Below are 16,953 nucleotides of genomic sequence, written 5' to 3' on the forward strand. Positions count from 1 at the left end.
AAAATCCTGATTTATCCTGAATATCCTGTGCATCCTGATTCAGACTGCATCACGCAAAATCAAAAAATAAAAATAAATCTCTCCCCACCTTTTTCTCCCTTTTCTGGATTAAATTTTCCCCAGCGCCTGCTCAAGATCCGCAATAAGATCCTGTGGATCCTCAAGTCCCACAGAAAACCTTATCAATCCATCATCAATGCCTGCAATTGCCCGCTCTTCCGGTGTCATGTGTTCATGGGTAATGGTTGGCGGATGCATGCAGATGGAACGGCTTGTCCCAAAGGTCACTGCATGAACAATGGTTTGAAAGCTGTTCATGGCAGTGGCAGCTCCCTTGACACCGTTGGCCACAACAAATGACATTAATCCACCATGCTGACCGTTCATCTGGCGGCATGCAAGCTCATGCTGCGGATGATCAGGAAGGCCGGAGTAGTTGACCTTTTCAACCTTTGGATGTTTGTTAAGATATTCAGCAAGAATCTGGGCATTTGAGCTGTGTTTTGCCATGCGCATGGAAAGAGTTTCAATGTACTGAAGGGTCATCCATGCCTCAATGGGCTGTATGATGGAGCCCAAAAATTCGTTGGTATTCCAGCGGATATCTTCAACAAGGGGTTCTGGGCCTATCACAGCTCCGCCTATTACAGTGGCGTTTCCTGCAATGAATTTGGATATGGAAAGAAGCACAATATCTGCACCAAGTTCCATTGGACGCTGTATTGCCGCTGTTGCTGTTGTGTTGTCCACCATTACAGGCACACCCTTTTTGTGGGCGACATCGCATACTGCTTTGATATCTGTGACAAAAAGACATGGATTGCTTGGGGTCTCTATCCACACAAGTCGGGTTTTTTCGTCAATTTCGTCTGCCCATGATTCTGGATCTTCAGGGTTTTTCACAAACCTGAAGCTTACATTGCACTTTCGTGGAAAGATGCTTGATGCCTGTTTGTAACCCTCTCCAAAGATATTAAGGGATGTGACAACATTATCCCCTGGTTCTATCATGGTGAAAATAAGGTTGAAAAGTGACTGGGAACCGGAGCCTGATGTGACACATGCTTCACCACCTTCAAGGGCTGCAAGGCGTTCTTCAAGGACAGTGTTGGTGGGTGTTCTGGTTCTGCCGTAAACAGGGCAGGGGATCTTGTCAAAGGTCTCGTATGGAAAGGTTATGGACTGGACAATGGGCGGAACAAACGAAGGAAAATCATCCTTGTTTTTCAAAGGATGAAATCCTGCATGGAGCGCCCTTGTGTCAAATCCTGTGGTGACATTTTCCCTTACTGCACGGGGTTTTGAGGGGTCATATGTCCAGTGATCCCTTAAAAAGAAATGTTTATCGTAATCTTTCATTTTGTATTGTCTCCATTTTTATCTGGCTCTATCTTTTTGAATCAATCCACTCCTGCTCACGCTTTACAATTGCCTTTATCTTCTGCTGGACATCTTCCGGAAGTGGTTTTGGCTTGTAGGCTGCAAGGATATCATCCACCACTTTGGCAGCTTTTTCTCCCATTGTAAGGCTTCCCTTTTTCTCCCACTGGGAATATCCGCTCTTGTCAAATAGCTTTGAGTAGAAAGGTTCCTTATAGTGCCTGATGGTGTGAGGATGTTGCAGATATGTGCCAGAAGGCCCCATTTCATCTGTGACATCAAGGGCAAGGGTCTCCTCATCAACTGTTACTCCCCTTGTGGCAGCTCTCAGAAAACCAATAGTTTCGTTTGCCATTACCTGAAGCTGTAGAGAGCCCTGAAGACCTGACTCCATGAATCCCACATCATGGACAATGTTGGCTCCATGCATAAGTGCTGTCATAAGGCTTATGGTCATTTCGATTCCTGCCTGCTGGTCAAGTACCTTGGAGTCGGTTGAACCGCCAAGGCCGAAAACAGGCAGATTGTAGTATCTGCCCATGGTTGTGGGAACACCCTGCTCGTCAGCAAGGACATAGTTTCCAACCATGGTCTGAAGATTGTAGGGGCCGCCGTTCCATCCTGGCATGGCAATGGGAGAACCTGGGCGTACAAGCTGGGAGAGAACCACTCCAAGCATTATACCTGCATTCATGTTGGCCATGCATCCTGCTGTGGTTGCAGGGGAATTTACACCGCCGGCATTAAGGGGAATCCATAGCTGGGGCAACCCTTTTTCTGCAAGATAGATACATTTTTGAAGAGCTTCTTCATTGGCAATAAGACCTGATGTAACATTAATGTAGCATGTGGCAAATGGATGTCTTCTGAAATTCTCTTCTCCGCCAGCAACTGCTTCGCACATCTCAACTGCTGCAACGCATCCTTCAAAATCAGGCGTAACAAAGACAATTGGTTTTGTGGTGTGGTTGAGCATAACCTCCATCTGGTAGCGGTCATATATGCTCTGGTCAACATCATTGGGAAGAAAAAGTGACATGACAAAATCAATTTCCGGAAGGGAATCCATAACCTTTGCAGCCTCCACAACATCGGAAAGAAGAGGCAGCCTTCTCTCTCCTGTGCTGTGATCAAGGATATTTAGGCAGTCCGAACCCCCTCCGTAGTATGTGTTGTAACCCCAGGCGCGGATGGCAGGTTTTTTGTTGCGATTATAGAGAGTAAGGCGCTCAGGTGCCTGGGCAAGTGCCCGGGTGACCATGTATTCCGGAATTCTAACCCTGATGCCGTCAACTGATGCTCCTGCTGCTGCAAGGATCTCCCTTGCCTTTTCATGGTGGACATCTACTCCTGTTCTTTCAAGGATTTCAAGGGTTCCCATGTGAATCTGTCTGCACTCATTTTCTCCCATTCTGGCATAATGGGCACTTGTCATACTCTGTCCGTGGCTTGATATCATTTTTTTGGCTCCATGTTAAATTCCCAAATTCTACACCTGTAATCTTTTTAACCTTATCAATAATGTCTGAACCAGGATGCCCATGATTAACAGGATAAGGCAGGATACTATCCTGAACATCCTGTATATCCTGGTTATCCTGATTCAGACAAATGCAAAAACTACCGAAAAAGCCATAAGATGTCGATTTTGAGTAAAGTTAAATAGTGATTTTTTATATTGCAAACTGATATATCAATAATTCTTTTTAATATGATTAGCCTATACATATTAATCTATCAAAAGTCAATTGATTGGTTAAATAATAATTACCTGTTGATATTAACGCCTTCAGGTGGTAGTGCTTCTACCATTATTTACCCAAATTCTACATATGCCCTTTTGAGTAGGTCAAAAATTGCATAGAGTCATAAAAAAAAGGAGGAGTGAAACAACAGATGCCCCAGACCCTTGAAGGCCGGACAGCAAACAGAGGCGGAACGGCAAAGAAAGATATTTATACCATATTAAGAAGTCAAATCCTCAATGGCATAAAAAAGCCAGGGGAAAGACTGGCAATTGATTCCTTGAAGTCTGAATTCGGCACCAGTGTAACACCTGTAAGAGATGCCTTGCAGATGCTGAACCAGGAGGCTCTTGTTACGATTAAACCACGTTCCGGATATTTTGTGGCAAAAATTACTCTCAAAGAGCTTCGTGATATGCTGGATCTGCGGGAGATTCTTGAGCTTGCCGCTGTTGAGAGAGCTGCCATGAAAATTTCGGAAGAGCAGATTAATGGCTTAAGGGCAGTACATGCAGGCTATACAGGAGAAGATGACTCTTCCTACACCAGATATACAGATGAAAACAGAAATTTTCACTGCATGGTGGCTGAAGCATCGGAAAACAGTGAGCTTGTAATATCACTTTCAAGGCTTCTGGACAGGCTTGGAAGGTTCATGGTTATCCGCCATGCAGGGCACGAACTTCAGCAGCTCCATGAACCCCTTATTGAAAGACTTGAAGCCCACGATGTGGATGGGGCAAAAAAGGCTCTTATGCAGGAGCTGACTGAAACCAGGATAGCAATAATGGAACGTGTTATGCATGAGGAGGCTGCATTCTGGCATCTTGGCGGGGGTAGCAGTGAACAGTGATTTTTTTATGTTTCCAATTTCACGGTAAACAGGGATGATTGCTTATTAATCATCCCTGGATATAAAAATGAGAGTCATTTTCACGGTAAAGGGTTTATCCATGAACAATCTTCCAACTTTGCCCACAGGCAACTCATCATTTGAAAACATAAGGCTCAATGGGGATATTTATGTAGATAAGACAAGATATATTTACAATATGGTCAACGATGGCAAATACTACTTTTTATCCCGCCCAAGAAGATTTGGAAAATCCCTGATGATCTCCACCCTTAAATGTCTTTTTGAGGGTAAAAAAAAGCTATTTGAAGGGCTATGGCTTGAAAATAATAATCAGAATATTACATGGGATTGGAAAAAGCATCCTGTCATAACCCTTGATTTTAATGAAATAAGTCACGAAACTCCAGAAATTCTTATACAGAGCATTGAAGAACATTTAATTGAGATTGCAAGTAGTTATGATATTGAGCTTAAACGATCCTTTATCAAGGGCAAGTTTAAGGAGCTTATACTCTCATTAAATCAAAAAACCGGGATGCCGGTTGTTTTTTTGATTGATGAGTATGACAAACCACTTATTGATCACCTTGGAAAGGGGGATGATGCTCTTTTGCTTGCAAAGAGAAATCGGGATATTTTAAAGGATTTTTTTGGAGTAATAAAAGGCGTAAAAATTTCTCCTGTAACCCGTTTTGTATTCATTACAGGGGTATCCAAATTCAGCCAGGTATCCATATTTTCAGAGCTTAACAACCTCACAGACCTTACAATGCATCAAAAATATGCAGAGATGACGGGCTACACAGACACGGAGCTTAAAGAGTGCTTTTCCTCCCACATAGATTCTTTTGCCCATGAGTTATCTATATCACCCTGTGAACTGCTTTTGAGAATGAAGCAATATTACAACGGCTATCGTTTTTCAGAAAAAGATATAAAAGTATATAACCCTTTTTCAGTTCTTCGGGCATTTGGTGAACAGGCTTTAAAACCTTACTGGTTTGCAAGCGGAACCCCCTCTTTTCTGATAAATCTTATCAAGGAGAAAAGGTGGTATATCCCTGAAATTGAAAAAATGAGTGCAACTATCTCTCTTTTCAGTGCATATGACCTTGAAACTCTTCACCTCGAGGCAATCCTTTTTCAGGCAGGTTACATTACAATAAAAGATATCAGGGGAATGTTATACACCTTTGACTATCCAAATCAGGAAGTAAAAACCGCTTTTCTTGAAAATCTCTTTTATACCTATACTGAGCATTTCCGTGAAGCTTCAAGGTTTGCTCTTCTTTGTGAATATCTTGAACTCGGAGAGCTTGACAATTTCATTGAGACCATGAAAGCAATCTATGCATCCATTCCCAATATCCTTGAAAGCAAAAGGGATGAGGCATATTTCCATACCATATTTTATCTTATGGTCTCTGCATCCGGAATTAGAGCACAAAGCGAAGTGTTAACATGCAAAGGCAGGATTGACATGGTCGTTGAGTTCACGGATATGGTTTATATACTGGAGTTTAAGTGCAATCAGAGCAGTTCTGAAGCAATCAGGCAGATCAGGGATAAAAATTATGCCCATCAGTTTTTGGGGAAGGGGAAAGCTATCTATTTGATGGGCATTAACTTTGACAATAAAGAACGTAATATATCAGACTGGAAACATGAGCTGTTGTGATTTTTCAATAGTGACAATAATCTATCATTTGAATTCTCAAAGCTGACACCTATGATCTTTTGAGCCTTGTCAACATTATCTGAATCAGGATATCTATGATTAACAAGATATCCAGGATTAACAGGATTAACAGGGTTAACAGGATTAGCAGGATTAGCAGGATTAACAGGATAAGGCAGGATTATTTATCCTGAGCATCCTTTAAATCCTGGTTATCCTGATTCAGACAAATTCAATAACTGCTCAAAAAGCAATAAGGTGTCTATTTTGAGTATAATTTTAATGACTCTCTTTCCATCTGCTGTACCGGCACATGCCGGCAAGGGCTTTTACAGCTCTTTCAGGGGATGGAAAAAATACACCGTCATAGCGGCAGCCATCTGTTCTGTAGAGGCTCTTTGTGGTGCTGTCCGTAAGAAGGCTTACACCCAGAACAGGCTTGTCGTACTTTTCTGTAAGACGGATAACATGTTCCACATAATCGTTTTCCAGTTGAATCAGAAACTCCTTCATGGGCTGAAGGCTTGCTTTTGTATGTTCAGGGTCAACCTTTGATATGGAATCCACCATTTTCTCCACAAAGATTCGTTTTCCGTGGATGCCAAGATGGATAACTGCATCGCATCCATCCCATTTTAAAAGCTCTTCAAGGGATACCCTTGGTATATTTGGGTCGTTTTCACCCACAATATCAACGGGGTTGGCATGGCTCCAGTAGTCAGGAAGCATGGGATTGAGGCGCTCTATGATCTCTTTTGAAAGATCAGGCACTTCAAGGCCGTTCTCTGCGCACAGGTCAGCAGTAACAACGCCCCATCCGCCGCCAAGGGTCATGATTGCAACTCTGTTGCCACGGGGAAGGGGAAGAGAAGAAAAGACTGTGGAGAGATCCAGAAGATCCATGGGGTGGGATACCTCAATGATGCCGGCCTGACGAAACGCTGATGCTGTAACCTTTGCGTTGGAAGCAAGAGCTCCTGTATGGCTTGATGCTGCCTTGTTGCCAATATCTGTTCTGCCTCCGCTCAATACAATGACAGGCTTTTTCTTTGATACCCTTGTGGCACTTTCAAAGAATCGCCTGCCATCCTTAACGCTTTCGATGTAAAGAACCACAGATTTTGTTTTGTTGTCCAGCTCAAACATCTCCATGTAGTCCTCAATGGTGACCATGGCCTCGTTGCCGGAACCTGCAAATCCCCTTATGCCAATACCCTGCTGCTCGGCAAATGCCAGAAGCTGTGTTCCCATGTTGCCGGATTGGCACACAAGGGCTGTTGAACCCGGTAGAGGATGCACATGTGCTCCGCTGCATGCAAAATCAATATGGGGGTTGCATATGCCCATTGTATTGGGGCCAAGTACAATTATACCTGCCTTGCCAGCAGCCTGAACAATTTTCTGTTCAAGTTCCATTCCCTCTTTACCTGTTTCGCTGAAACCTGAAGTGATAAGAAGCATTCCCTTGGCCTTTTTTCTTTGCAGCATGGGAATCTGCTCCATTACCATATGTGCAGGCAGTGTCACAACAGCAAGATCAATATCCTCTTCAATCTTCTCAATTGATGTATATACTTTCTGTCCAACAATGGTTCCGCCTTTGGGATTGACAAGGTAGATATTTCCCTTGAATTTTCCGCTCAGGGCATTTGTGGTGAGCATGTGTCCCCATTTTCCAAGGGTTCCTGAAGCACCTATAAATGCTACTTTTTTTGGGTAAAAAAGAGATGCAAGTTGAATTTTATCTACATGGGGGCGATTGTTTATCCTTGTTTCGGTATCCCCTGTTACAATAAGGGCATCCACAGCCACAAGATCACCTTCAGGCGTTACAATCAACGGATTTATGTCAATTTCCTTTATTTGCGGGTATTTTATTGCCATTGCTGACAATGCAGAAAGGACAGAGCTGATCTGCTCTTTGTCTGCTGCTTTTTCTCCCCGAAAATTATTAAGAAGAGTTTTTGCAGAAAGCTCTTCAACCATCTCTTCAATATCAACGGAGGTTAATGGGGCAAGTCTGAATGCAACGTCCTTTAAAGCCTCTGTGTATATTCCGCCAAGACCGAACATTATGACAGGGCCAAACTGCGGATCTTTAAACATTCCAGCCACAAACTCCCTTTTGCCCCTGATCATGGGTTGGATAAGTATCCCTTCAACTTTTTCTCCGCCATTAAGTGTTATTTCGGAAACAGCTTTTAAAAGGGCTTCAGAAGTTGCGATATCTGTCTTTACAACACCAATATCACTTTTATGGGCAAGTTTGCTTCCCACTCCCTTGGCAACCACAGGAAAGCCTGTTGCTAAGGCTGCATTTTGAACTTCTTCTGCAAGGTTATCGCTTTTGATTGATATTCGTCTCTCTGTTACAACCGGTACTCCAAAGTGGCCAAGAATACTCTTTGATTCATCTTCACAAAGCGCTCCCTGGTATTTTCCTGACAGAAATCGCTCCTCAAATGCACGCATGTTGAGATCTGTGTTATTTATTGAGTTTACAAATGGAAGAGGTTTTTTTTCTGCGTTATTTTTTGAATCATCAAATGGAAGATCGTTTTTTTCTCTGTTATTTATTGAGCCCTCAGATTTAATAGCGCTGGCTTCTGCCTTATTTATCGAAGTGACCGTGGTTTTTGAATGGGTCATGGCTGTACTCCCTGAAATATGATGTTGCAGATGTGGTCAGAGACCGTCTCTGTATTAAGTGTTTTTCCAAAAATTACCTCTCCAAGACATGCGTGTTCAATGGAGCCAAGGATCACCTGGCGAAGGGCAAAGGGGTTTATGTCGGGCTTCAGCTCTCCTGATGCCATCCCCTGATTTATGATCTCAAGTATTGTCCCTGAATATATTCTGACCATGTTGTAGGCATCGCTTTCAAAGTAGTTGGGAGAGTTTCTCACCTCTAACAGTAGAATTTTGGCAAATACTCTGTTAGCGGCATAGCTTTTCAATGTAGTTCGTATGATGATGGATAATTTTTCAATTGCAGAAGAGCATGGCGCTATCATTTTGACTATATGGTCATGAAATTCATGGAAATGCCCATCAAGTACCTGATATAAAAGGTCTTTTTTATCTTTGAAATATTTATAGATAAGCCCCTCTGTAACACCTGCGGTTGATGCAATTTCTGCTGTGGTTATGGAGTGAAAATCTTTCTCTCTCATAAGCTCTGAAAGGGCATTCATGATTTTTATCCGTCCAGGGGGAAATCCTTTTTTATTCTGGGAATTCATCCATTCTCCTTTACCGTGAAAATGACTATCATTTTTATATTTGGGGGTGATTGATACGTAATCAATCATGCCCGTTTAATACTATTTTGGGGATATATTTTTGCTTTGCATCGCAAAATTTTCTTTTGTTATTTTTAATAGGACATTTTTTGATTCAGTAACATAACACCTCTGTCGAGGCTTGATGCTGTGTCTTGCCATGGTGCTTTGCTGAATTTTGATGCAGGTAAGTAATATTTACTCACCTTGCTGGCAATGTCAAGAGGAAAATTCTAAAATATTCCAGATAACCTACATGGCGGGTGGTCACTACAATCATGTAATAGTGAACTGGGATCGGGCAATTATAATGGGTTGCAATTGTTCACGATTTGGAAATCAAGGTTGATTGCCTATGAGCAATTTGGTAGAGTCATTTGATTACGACTTTTGTTTGTCTTTTTTGTATTTGTATGATCAATTTCTTTTACGGTCACTCCAACCAAAAAAAACATTTTATTGCAAAGTCTCCATAACAAACTGATATATAAAGACTTTTATGTATCTGTGTTTGAATACAACATCAAGGATATGAAATGAGTTATAGAACGAGACATAAAATCATAAATGGTGACAGCCGACAAATGACTGAACTTAAAGACAAGTCTGTCCATCTGGTTATCACTTCACCGCCGTATTGGCAGTTAAAAGATTACGGAACTCAAAATCAAATCGGATATAACGACACCTATGAAGAGTATATTAATAATTTAAATATTGTCTGGCAAGAATGCTATCGAGTTCTTAGTAACGGATGTCGTTTATGTGTCAATATTGGCGATCAATTTGCGAGGGCTGTATATTACGGAAGGTATAAGGTAATACCTATTCGGACAGAAATTATCAAGTTTTGCGAAGCCATCGGATTTGATTACATGGGAGCCATAATTTGGCAGAAAAAGACTACGTCAAATACAACTGGTGGAGCTTCATTAATGGGCAGTTACCCCACACCTAGAAATGGTATTCTATCTATTGATTATGAATTTATCTTGTTATTTAAAAAACTTGGCACACCTGTAAAACCGAATAAAGAGTTAAAAGAACAATCAAAGATGACAAAGGAAGAATGGAAAGAATATTTTTCTGGCCATTGGAATTTTGGCGGAACTAAGCAAGACGGACATATGGCAATGTTCCCTGAAGAGTTACCTAAAAGACTTATTAAAATGTTTTCTTTTGTCGGAGATATAGTTCTCGACCCTTTTCTAGGTAGTGGAACAACCTCCCTTGCTGCAAGGAATTTGAACAGAAATTCTGTCGGGTATGAGATAAATCGTGACTTCATACCATACATAAAAAGGAAATTATGTGTAAATCAGATAAGCATTTTTGATACTAGTTATAGCTTTGTTAAACAAGAAATTAGCAATACTGACTTCAAAAGCAAAATAGATCAGTTGCCGTATGTATTTAAAGATTTTCATAAATTTGATAAAAAAACTGATCCTAAAAAATTACATTTCGGATCAAAAATAGACAACAATGGTTCATCACAGAGAGAAGAATATTATTCAGTAAAAGAAATAATTAGCCCTGAATTAATTAAATTGAATAACGATTTACTTATTAGGCTTATTGGAATCAAAGAAAAAAAACAAGAAAACGGAAAAGCTATAGAGTTTTTGAAACTCAAAACAAAAGGTCAAAAGGTTTTTCTTAAATATGATGAAATTAAACATGACGAAAATAACAATTTAATGGTTTATTTATATTTAAAAAACAAAACTTTTTTAAATGCTCACCTGATAAAGAACGGCCTTGTAGAAGTTGATTTGTCTTTTAATTATAAGAATAAGCAAAAATTTATTAATTACTTCAAGGACATTGTGTAATGGCGAAGAAAGAGATTAAGAAATATGCAAAACAGTTCGGCAAAAAAGAAAGAGTTTTAAATTATACGAGTAATACCTATCAACTCACCAGACCAAATAAAGTTGACGCTGTCATGTCACTAATAAGAGAATGCCAACCCAAAGCACTTGAAGAGTGGGAAGAATTTTATTTTGAAAAAGCTTATACCAAGAAAAAAGACAAAACTAAAATAACTAAAGCCACATTAGAGGAACTTGGTGAAAGGTTGTATTCAAAAATTACTGAAGTGGTTATTCCTGAATGGACAGCAGCATTTGAAGACTTAACATTACAGGATTGTAAAGATTACATCTATGACGTTACGATAGTCCGAACATATGACGGTTTTTTGCTTGAAAAATCTGTTATTAATGACGGACTTGCAAAAATATTTCCAGAAATCGAATTTGAAGAGAGCGACCCTATATTAGACCACGCCGGTGATATTGATTATCTTGGCAAAGTAGGAGATAAAGCTTTCGGGATACAAATAAAGCCAATTACTGCCAATGCAAACTTTGAAAACTACAAGATAACGGAAAGAATGAGTGCAAGTTTTCAAAATTTTGAAGAGAAATATGGTGGAAAAGTATTTGTAATTTTCTCAATGCGGACGGGCGATAAAAAAGTTATTAAAAATAAAGAAGTTATCGACGAAATAAAAGCTGAAATTGAAAGATTAAAGGTTCAAGGCAGTTCAGGGGTCAAACCATCATAATAATATAAAATAGTAACTTATTTTATATTATTATCAAAATTCAAGGGTTATCTTTCACTATCCCCCTCTGTATGATGGAAACTTTTTTTGAGATAAAAATTAAGAAATAAGATCACTATTATTTGATACCATTTGAAGTGCTGTTAGAATTTTTAAAACAGACCATGTGGTGGCCTGGTAGATAACTTACGCCTCACAAGTCATAAAAAAACCAGAGGAACAATCATGAATGCCCAGCCACAGGAAAATATCCCAATGATGCCGGAAGAGTACCTTGAATTTGATAAAAATTCAGAAATCAGGCATGAATATTTTGATGGTGAAATTTTTGCCATGACAGGGGCAAGTCTTGACCATAATCAACTTAACCATAATATAAACCGTATTTTGGGTAATCAATTGCTGGATGGGAATTGCAGGGTTTTTGCAAGCGATATGAGGGTCAAGGTTGAAAAGATAGACAAATACACATACCCTGATATTTCAGTTGTTTGCGGTGCGATTGAACTTGAAATGGTAAAGGGTGTTGAAACCATCCTGAATCCCGTTGTTATAATAGAGATCCTTTCAGACTCAACAGAGGCATATGACAGGGGTCAAAAATTTACACATTATAGATTAATGCCTTCACTGAAAGAATATCTTCTTGTGTCGCAAAGTAATTGTCAGGTTGAAAAATTTCTAAGGAAAAAGGATGGTTCATGGAATATGACATCATACGATGATTTGAAACAAAGTATAAAAATAGAGTCTATTGGTTGTGAGCTTTTGTTGTCTGATATTTACAGATGGGTATCCTTTAAAAAATAAAAATGATGGCAAAAAAGCGGTTTTTTAGCCCCCCCCGGATTTGATGTTTTTTAGATACCCCAGACTTGGTGATTTTTAGATACCCCAGACTTGGTGATTTTTAGATATCCCAGACTTGGTAGTTTGAAGCTTTTTAGCAATTTGAACCTGAGTGTTCTGTTCTTTCAAGGTTTGATTTTCGGGTGAAAAATACATCTAACTTTGTAATACGTGAAAAGTCACCCTACATTTTAAACTTGAAGATGCACTGAGTCATACATGTGGCCTGAACCTGCCAAGCATATGTCTTAATGCCTCTTCAAGCTCAGGATAACTGAATCTGAAGCCAGAGTCCAAAAGCTCATCAGGAAGCGCCCTTGTGCTTGCAAGGAGAACCTCTTCCCCCATCTTTCCCCACAGCAAAGTTATGAGAGATTCCGGCAGTGTAAAGGGAGCCTTGCGAGAAAGCACTTTTCCAAGAACCTGGGTAAATTCAGCATTTGTGACAGGGGATGGGCAGACAAGGTTTACAGCTCCTCTGATATTTTTTTTATACATTATGTGATACAGGGAATATACAAGGTCGTCCATGCTTATCCAGCTCATATACTGATTTCCTGTACCAATTTTTGCACCAAGACCCATGAGAAATCCTGGCAGAAGTCTCTCAAGTGCTCCTCCTGCCGGTGTGAGCACCACTCCCATTCTGGCAAAAACTGTGCGTATTCCTGCATCTTCAGTTCCTTTTGCACATGATTCCCACTCATCGCACACCTTAGAAATAAAAAGTTCGCCGCAGCAACTGTTTTCATTAACGCAGGAATCTCCGCAATCTCCATAAAATCCTGTTGCTGATGCAGATATAAACAATTCAGGACGCTTTTCAATCGGCAATTGCCTGATGCGTTCCGAAATAAGAGATGTGGAAAGGTTTCTGCTTTTTACGATAATATCCTTTGTTTTTTTTGTCCATCTGCCGGAACCAATATGGTATCCGTTAAGATTTATAACAACGTCGATTTTGTCAATGTTTGTTGCTTTATTGTCTGTGGTTTCTCTGTCAGTTTTTTTACTTCTGCTTTTTTCATAAGGATTTTCAGGTGATGGTATCTTAAGATCAAGCTCGCCCATGTATGGGTTCCACTGGATTTCATCCCTGTTTTCAGGTTTTTTTCTGACAAGCTTTATAACCCTGTGTCCTCCGGTTGTCAAAAAGGGTATAAGGGCATTGCCCACAGGGCCGCTTGCGCCTGATATGAGAATTGTGAGCGGTTGTTTCTGGTGATTTTTAAAATTTCTGTGGCGCTCAAGGTCGGCAAGCATTATCCTGTGACGGTAACTGAAAAGCCGATTCAGCTCATTTTCAGCAAGATGATGCCATTTTTTCGGTATATGAAGTGGTAGAGTGTAGTTTACACTGTCCTTGAGTCGGGAAAGATTGTTGCCGCATGGTGTAAAAAAATGAGAGTGTTCCCATTTTTTAAATGGCCCTCTTGTGAGTTTGTCCCTGAAAAAACGGTTTTTTTCATAGGCAAGATGCTCTGCCGCCATGGGTATTGATAATGGAAACGGCATTGCAGCCGGAGCCATATTCATTTTAACTGTTGCACCTTTTTCTATACCGCCTTTTTTCCGGATATCGCTAAGAACCATCCATGGAGGTGTCAGGCGCTCAAGGGCACCAGGGTTTTCATGCCAGGAAAACATGGTTTCCACAGAATCCGGAGAGGTGGAAGTGAAGGTAAAGTTTTTATCTGTCATATCAAGTCAATGATTCCCTATTGTTATGGTTAAAAATAGAAATGATAATGGATTTGTCATTAGAAGATCAAGAATTTTTGGATAAAATATTAAATGCTGGTCACTATTAACTTCTTTCCGCTTCAACCGGCCATAGTATTTTGAGGTAAACAAATGGATACCCTGGATGAACAGGATAAGGCAGGATTAAGTATCCTGAACATCCTTTGCATCCTGTTTATCCTGATTCAGACTGCAAAAAAAGATAATCTGACAAAGTAGTAATAAGCTCAACGGAGATAAAATGAGAAAAAAATATTTTGCATACAGATCACTTCAAAAACACCTTGACAGCCATCCGATTGGATTTCCTGCTTCTGTCTCCGGTGCAGATATTCGTCTTCTTAAACATATTTTTACACCAGAAGAGGCCATGATTGCCTGCTGCCTTAGTCATAAGTTTGAACCTATTGATGATATTTTCCAGCGGGCAGAGCATCTAATTAAATCTCCTGCGCTGCTGGAAAAGGCCCTTGACAGGATCCAGAAAAAAGGTGGAATAGAATCAATCCTGAAAGAGGGGAAAAAACACTACTGCAATGCACCTCTTGTTGTGGGATTTTATGAGATGCAGATGGAGAGGATGAGCCCTGAATTCCTTAAGGATTTTGATGATTACACAGGAGAGATCAACTTTGGTCTTGCTTTTCTTGCCACAGCCCGCCCCCAGATGCGTACCATTCCCATTAACAAAAGTATTTTGCCAACTCAAAATGTAAGCACATTCGATGAGATATCATTGCTCCTTGAACAGGCAGAAGGTCCCTTTGTTATTGTGCCGTGTATATGCCGTAAAAAAAAGGAGATGGAGGGAGAGCCGTGCAAAATAACTGATAGAAAAGAGACCTGTCTTGCTGTGGGACAAATCGCTGCAACCTGCATTGCCGGAGAATTTGGACGTGAGATAACAAGAAAAGAGGCTTTTAGCATAATTGAAAAAAATCAGAAAGATGGGCTTGTTCTTCAGCCATCCAACACACGTACACTTGAGTTTTTATGCTCCTGCTGCGGGTGCTGCTGCGGCATGCTTACTCTTCATCAGAAACTTCCCCTTCCCATGGAGTTCAGAGAGTCAAATTTTTATGCATCTGTTGATGCCGTCAAGTGTAATGGCTGCGGTGTGTGTGCCAAAAGGTGTCAGGTTGGGGCAATTTCATTCTCAGAGAGCAAGGAGCCCAAAGCATTTATTGACCTTGATATTTGCATGGGGTGCGGGGTCTGTGTACCAACATGTCCGGGAAAAGCCATAACCCTTGTGAAAAAATCTTTGCTGACAGAGCCACCCATTGACAGAAATGAGCTTCACAGGGAGATTATGGATGGGAAAAAGGCATTTGGAAAGACAAGGGTTGCTCTTAAACTTTTGAAGGGTGTAGTGAAAAAAGGCAAAACAGCAATATTAAAATAGAAAACAGTAATGGGCATGCATCATTTCCCAATTTACACTTTTCGTAGAGAAAACTCTGAATGGCGGGAATCTTTCAAAAAAAGTGTAAAATACCTTTGGGATCATATGAAGGATGCCCAGTACTGATAAATAGAACATCCGGATATTGAATCACATCTGATGGTATGTTAAAATGAAATCTTTTTTTTCAGAAATCATATTAAATTTGGAGGATTAATTGTTTACTGAAACAGTCACAAATAATGCTGCGTTTATTGCAGGTCTATTATCTTTTTTTTCACCGTGCATTCTGCCACTTATTCCGGCATATTTTTCATTTATCACCGGCCTTTCCCTTGACGAGTTGACCGAGGAGAGTTCAAGCACAAGGCAAAAGGTCATTCTCTCAACCATTGCATATGTTTTGGGATTTTCATTTGTTTTTATTCTTATGGGCGCATCAGCATCGTTTATGGGTGGTATTATCTCGCGCTTTTCATGGCTTATACGCTATGCAGGTGGAGCTATGATCATTTTGTTTGGGCTCCACCTGATTGGTCTTATAAACATTAAAAGTTTAAATTTTGAGAAGCGTATCCATTTAAAAGAGAAGCCCATGCATCTTATGGGAACCTTTATTATAGGCATGGCCTTTGGTGCCGGATGGAGTCCATGTATAGGCCCTCTTCTTGGCAGTATTCTTATTGTTGCAGGTAACCAGGATACTGTAATGGAGGGGATTATTCTGCTTGCTCTATATTCTGCCGGTCTTGCATTGCCCTTTATTTTGCTCTCATTTTTTATAACAAGAATACTTGAGATCATGAAACATGCCAGAAAGGCACTTGTTTATATTAATAAAATTTCAGGCCTTCTGCTCATTATAATGGGCATACTTTTGGTTACAGACAAATTCAGGCTTCTTGCCGGATTGTAATGTTATGGCCTTATACCCCAAACTTTTTACGACATAAGGAAAAAGACATGAAAAAAATAGTTCTCCATTGCGTTGTTGTATTGGCTGCCTTATCTTTTATATTCATCAGTAGACCTTCAACTGCCAACACAGGAGAGATTCAGTGGAAGGGATATGATGAAGGCGTTGCCATGGCAAAGGCGGAAAAGAAAAAGATATTTCTCTATTTCCATGCTGACTGGTGTGGTTACTGCCGCAAAATGGATGCATCCACATTTAAGGATAATGATGTTGTTGATTATCTAAATGAAAATTATATTACCATAAAAGTCAACTCTGACAAGGAGCAGAAAATTGCTTCCATTTATGGAGTAAGGGGATTGCCAACTTCATGGTTTCTTAAATCCAGCAGTGAAAAACTGAGCAGTATGCCGGGTTATGTTGATGCAGGGCGCCTCCTTACAATTCTTAAGTATGTTAAAACAGAAAGCTATGAAAAAATGAATTATCGGGATTTTGAAAAATCTTTAAACAGTGCAGAATAATTAA

Annotated in this window: 13 protein-coding genes; 8 read left to right on the forward strand and 5 right to left on the reverse strand. The window is 40.2% G+C overall.

The window, feature by feature from the left end; genetic code table 11:
* Window positions 1-108 precede the first annotated feature (108 nt).
* Together MTBBW1_RS16435 and MTBBW1_RS16440 are read right to left on the reverse strand one after the other, a co-directional pair.
* Window positions 109-1,359: a trans-sulfuration enzyme family protein gene (locus MTBBW1_RS16435; RefSeq protein ID WP_080804955.1), complete on the reverse strand. Its 1,251-nt coding sequence runs from the start codon at window positions 1,357-1,359 to the stop codon at window positions 109-111.
* 28 nt (window positions 1,360-1,387) lie between these two features.
* On the reverse strand, window positions 1,388-2,839 hold the full coding sequence (locus MTBBW1_RS16440) for a trimethylamine methyltransferase family protein (RefSeq protein ID WP_080804957.1): 1,452 nt from the start codon (window positions 2,837-2,839) through the stop codon (window positions 1,388-1,390).
* 425 nt (window positions 2,840-3,264) lie between these two features.
* On the opposite strand from MTBBW1_RS16440, the gene MTBBW1_RS16445 reads away from it, so the two are divergent.
* Both MTBBW1_RS16445 and MTBBW1_RS16450 read left to right on the forward strand, forming a co-directional pair.
* Entirely contained in the window at window positions 3,265-3,978 is a 714-nt protein-coding gene (locus MTBBW1_RS16445) for a GntR family transcriptional regulator (protein ID WP_139786791.1), read from the forward strand.
* 67 nt (window positions 3,979-4,045) lie between these two features.
* Window positions 4,046-5,659: an ATP-binding protein gene (locus tag MTBBW1_RS16450; RefSeq protein WP_080804961.1), complete on the forward strand. Its 1,614-nt coding sequence runs from the start codon at window positions 4,046-4,048 to the stop codon at window positions 5,657-5,659.
* Between the two features lie 279 nt (window positions 5,660-5,938).
* On the opposite strand, the gene MTBBW1_RS16455 is transcribed toward MTBBW1_RS16450, so the two are convergent.
* Both MTBBW1_RS16455 and MTBBW1_RS16460 read right to left on the reverse strand, forming a co-directional pair.
* Window positions 5,939-8,308: an acetate--CoA ligase family protein gene (locus tag MTBBW1_RS16455; protein WP_245809433.1), complete on the reverse strand. Its 2,370-nt coding sequence runs from the start codon at window positions 8,306-8,308 to the stop codon at window positions 5,939-5,941.
* The gene (locus tag MTBBW1_RS16460) at window positions 8,305-8,901 is read right to left on the reverse strand and encodes a TetR/AcrR family transcriptional regulator (RefSeq protein ID WP_080804962.1); all 597 of its coding nucleotides are present in this window, start codon (window positions 8,899-8,901) and stop codon (window positions 8,305-8,307) included. The genes MTBBW1_RS16455 and MTBBW1_RS16460 overlap by 4 nt, the downstream gene beginning before the upstream one ends.
* 575 nt (window positions 8,902-9,476) lie before the next feature.
* Here MTBBW1_RS16460 and MTBBW1_RS16465 point away from each other — a divergent pair.
* The 3 genes from MTBBW1_RS16465 (at window position 9,477) to MTBBW1_RS16475 (ending at window position 12,322) form a co-directional block, all read left to right on the forward strand.
* Window positions 9,477-10,775, forward strand: a complete 1,299-nt coding sequence (locus MTBBW1_RS16465; RefSeq protein ID WP_222424081.1) for a DNA methyltransferase — start codon at window positions 9,477-9,479, stop codon at window positions 10,773-10,775.
* The gene (locus MTBBW1_RS16470; protein ID WP_080804964.1) at window positions 10,775-11,512 is read left to right on the forward strand and encodes an MjaI family restriction endonuclease; all 738 of its coding nucleotides are present in this window, start codon (window positions 10,775-10,777) and stop codon (window positions 11,510-11,512) included. Before MTBBW1_RS16465 ends, MTBBW1_RS16470 begins: the two co-directional genes overlap by 1 nt.
* 225 nt (window positions 11,513-11,737) lie before the next feature.
* Window positions 11,738-12,322: a Uma2 family endonuclease gene (locus MTBBW1_RS16475; protein WP_080804966.1), complete on the forward strand. Its 585-nt coding sequence runs from the start codon at window positions 11,738-11,740 to the stop codon at window positions 12,320-12,322.
* Between the two features lie 252 nt (window positions 12,323-12,574).
* Here MTBBW1_RS16475 and MTBBW1_RS16480 read toward each other — a convergent pair whose 3' ends face one another.
* Window positions 12,575-14,062 (reverse strand): TIGR01777 family oxidoreductase, encoded by a 1,488-nt coding sequence (locus tag MTBBW1_RS16480; RefSeq protein WP_080804968.1) that lies wholly within the window; start codon window positions 14,060-14,062, stop codon window positions 12,575-12,577.
* A gap of 283 nt (window positions 14,063-14,345) precedes the next feature.
* On the opposite strand from MTBBW1_RS16480, the gene MTBBW1_RS16485 reads away from it, so the two are divergent.
* The 3 genes from MTBBW1_RS16485 (at window position 14,346) to MTBBW1_RS16495 (ending at window position 16,949) form a co-directional block, all read left to right on the forward strand.
* Complete coding sequence (locus tag MTBBW1_RS16485; RefSeq protein ID WP_080804970.1) at window positions 14,346-15,509, forward strand: ATP-binding protein; 1,164 nt, start codon at window positions 14,346-14,348, stop codon at window positions 15,507-15,509.
* A 217-nt stretch (window positions 15,510-15,726) separates the two neighbouring features.
* A complete protein-coding gene (locus MTBBW1_RS16490; RefSeq protein WP_080804972.1) occupies window positions 15,727-16,425 on the forward strand; it encodes a cytochrome c biogenesis CcdA family protein in 699 nt (232 codons plus the stop codon).
* 47 nt (window positions 16,426-16,472) lie between these two features.
* A complete protein-coding gene (locus MTBBW1_RS16495) occupies window positions 16,473-16,949 on the forward strand; it encodes a thioredoxin family protein (protein WP_080804974.1) in 477 nt (158 codons plus the stop codon).
* Window positions 16,950-16,953: the final 4 nt, after the last annotated feature.

Source organism: Desulfamplus magnetovallimortis (assembly GCF_900170035.1).
Taxonomy (GTDB): Bacteria; Desulfobacterota; Desulfobacteria; order Desulfobacterales; family Desulfobacteraceae; genus Desulfamplus; species Desulfamplus magnetovallimortis.

Bases quoted from the DNA above. Each gene is read 5' to 3' on its own strand.
- MTBBW1_RS16465 (WP_222424081.1), top strand. From the start codon at position 9,477: ATGAGTTATAGAACGAGACATAAAATCATAAATGGTGACAGCCGACAA.
- MTBBW1_RS16435 (WP_080804955.1), bottom strand. From the start codon at position 1,359: ATGAAAGATTACGATAAACATTTCTTTTTAAGGGATCACTGGACATAT.
- MTBBW1_RS16440 (WP_080804957.1), bottom strand. From the start codon at position 2,839: ATGATATCAAGCCACGGACAGAGTATGACAAGTGCCCATTATGCCAGA.
- MTBBW1_RS16455 (WP_245809433.1), bottom strand. From the start codon at position 8,308: ATGACCCATTCAAAAACCACGGTCACTTCGATAAATAAGGCAGAAGCC.
- MTBBW1_RS16495 (WP_080804974.1), top strand. From the start codon at position 16,473: ATGAAAAAAATAGTTCTCCATTGCGTTGTTGTATTGGCTGCCTTATCT.
- MTBBW1_RS16460 (WP_080804962.1), bottom strand. From the start codon at position 8,901: ATGAATTCCCAGAATAAAAAAGGATTTCCCCCTGGACGGATAAAAATC.
- MTBBW1_RS16480 (WP_080804968.1), bottom strand. From the start codon at position 14,062: ATGACAGATAAAAACTTTACCTTCACTTCCACCTCTCCGGATTCTGTG.
- MTBBW1_RS16475 (WP_080804966.1), top strand. From the start codon at position 11,738: ATGAATGCCCAGCCACAGGAAAATATCCCAATGATGCCGGAAGAGTAC.
- MTBBW1_RS16485 (WP_080804970.1), top strand. From the start codon at position 14,346: ATGAGAAAAAAATATTTTGCATACAGATCACTTCAAAAACACCTTGAC.
- MTBBW1_RS16450 (WP_080804961.1), top strand. From the start codon at position 4,046: ATGAGAGTCATTTTCACGGTAAAGGGTTTATCCATGAACAATCTTCCA.
- MTBBW1_RS16470 (WP_080804964.1), top strand. From the start codon at position 10,775: ATGGCGAAGAAAGAGATTAAGAAATATGCAAAACAGTTCGGCAAAAAA.